1 protein-coding gene is annotated in these 1,753 nt (G+C 42.1%); it reads left to right on the top strand.

The features are described 5' to 3' along the window. Positions 1 to 116 precede the first annotated feature (116 nt). Positions 117 to 1,379, top strand: coding sequence for an IS110 family RNA-guided transposase (locus J2Z32_RS22155; RefSeq protein WP_210091381.1), 1,263 nt, complete (start codon positions 117 to 119; stop codon positions 1,377 to 1,379). The last annotated feature ends 374 nt before the right edge of the window (positions 1,380 to 1,753 follow it).

Below are 1,753 nucleotides of genomic sequence, written 5' to 3'. Positions count from 1 at the left end.
TGATTTTAAGAGCATTCCTGTATTCCCTTAAATTTGGTCTTTGAAATAAAACGAGCACTCCCTTAAGATAATGGTGTCTACCAAAACAACAATTATCTAAGGAAGGTGCTCTTACTATGAAGTTTAAACAATCTGCAAAGCAAAATCAACGTATCGAACGTATTAGTTCTAAACATCTTATTATTGGGATTGATATTGCTAAATTTACTCATGTTGCTCGGGCTACAAATTATCGTGGTATTGAGCAAGGACGCTACTTGGCCTTCTCTAACAACGTGGCTGGCTTTAAGCAATTACAACACTGGGTTCAGTCCCTTATGCATCAAGGTCAGCTCTCTACCGTTATTTTTGGTGTGGAGCCTACAGGTCACTATTGGCTGAACTTAGCCTACTGGCTTCAAGACCAAAAGTTGGAGCTTGTTCTTGTCAATCCATTTCAGGTGAAGCGCAATAAAGAAAATAGAGATAACTCCCCAACCAAAAATGATATTAAGGATGCCCTTGTGATTGCAGATATGGTGAAGAACGGGTATTACTCTGAACTTTTTTTGCACGCCGAGCCGTACCGTGCACTAAGACAACTTGTGAATACTCGAGAATTTATCAGTAAACAAATGTCTACCGTCGTGAACCAGCTACATCGGTGGACAGATCTTTACTTTCCTGAATTCCGAAGTGTCTTTAAGGATATTACCAGTAAAACAGCCATCTCCACACTGACACAGTTCCCTCATCCTTCCCAACTAAGACTTCTAAATGAGGATGAAATTATAACAGGTTGGAAGAAGGACATGAAACGAGCAGGCAGCCGTCAAGTAGCAAGAGAGTTAATTCAAGTCGCACAGCAGAGTGCCACGCTTCCTGGCACGGTGGAAGAGGCCCTGTTTAGTTTGTCCCTTCTTCTTCAGCAGTACCACTTACTTCGCACTCAGCTCGATCAGTTGGAGCAAGAAGTGTTAACACGTATCGCAGATATTCCAACTACAAAAGTATTGTCTACGATTAAAGGGATTAGTGCGATCACGTTAGCCACCTTATACAGTGAAGCTGGAGATCTGGCCTCTTTTGCTCATGGTAACCAGTTGCTTCGCTTGGCTGGTCTACATCTACAAGAGAGTAGTTCGGGTACGCATCGAGGGATATCCAAAATTACCAAACGAGGACGACCACGGCTACGAAAGATTCTGTTTCTAACGGTCCTTCACATGGTAGCTGTTCATCCAGAGTTCAAAGCCCTTCATCAACATAACATAAGGGTAAAAAGAATGATTGGCATGAAGTCGATTATGAAGCTGTGTGGCAAATTAGCTCGGATGCTAGTCGCTATGGCCAAGAACCACTGTGAATATCTCAGCAATAAACTAAGGATGATCGCTTAAATCTAAACACTCGGTTATTACCAGTTGGCTCATTTGCAGAATAACAAGAGGCATGAAGAAACGACCACGGTTGTCTAAAGGGCTTAGACCCATTTTAAGAGCAGAGTCGAACTCCAACTCCTTGATAGGTGTGACGAAGGAATGTAAGGGCATAGACCCGTAGAGACATGGGAGAGCAAACCTCAAGGGTTATCTTGGAGCATGCAAATAAAGGATTATATTGGGAAATATCTTATTTCCTTTATTTCACCCTGACCATGTTAAACTTTTCGAGTCGGTGTTCCTCCTTCTTCGCCTTCATTTGATAATCTAACAAATGATATTCTGCGAATGAGCGAGCTAGCGTAAGAAAAATGAAATATAAGGAGGGAGAC

It is taken from the genome of Paenibacillus turicensis, from assembly GCF_017873435.1.
In the GTDB taxonomy this organism is placed as follows: domain Bacteria; phylum Bacillota; class Bacilli; order Paenibacillales; family Paenibacillaceae; genus Fontibacillus; species Fontibacillus turicensis.
Note: the sequence above shows the minus strand (reverse complement) of the source record. Positions and strands in the feature narration are given on the sequence as shown.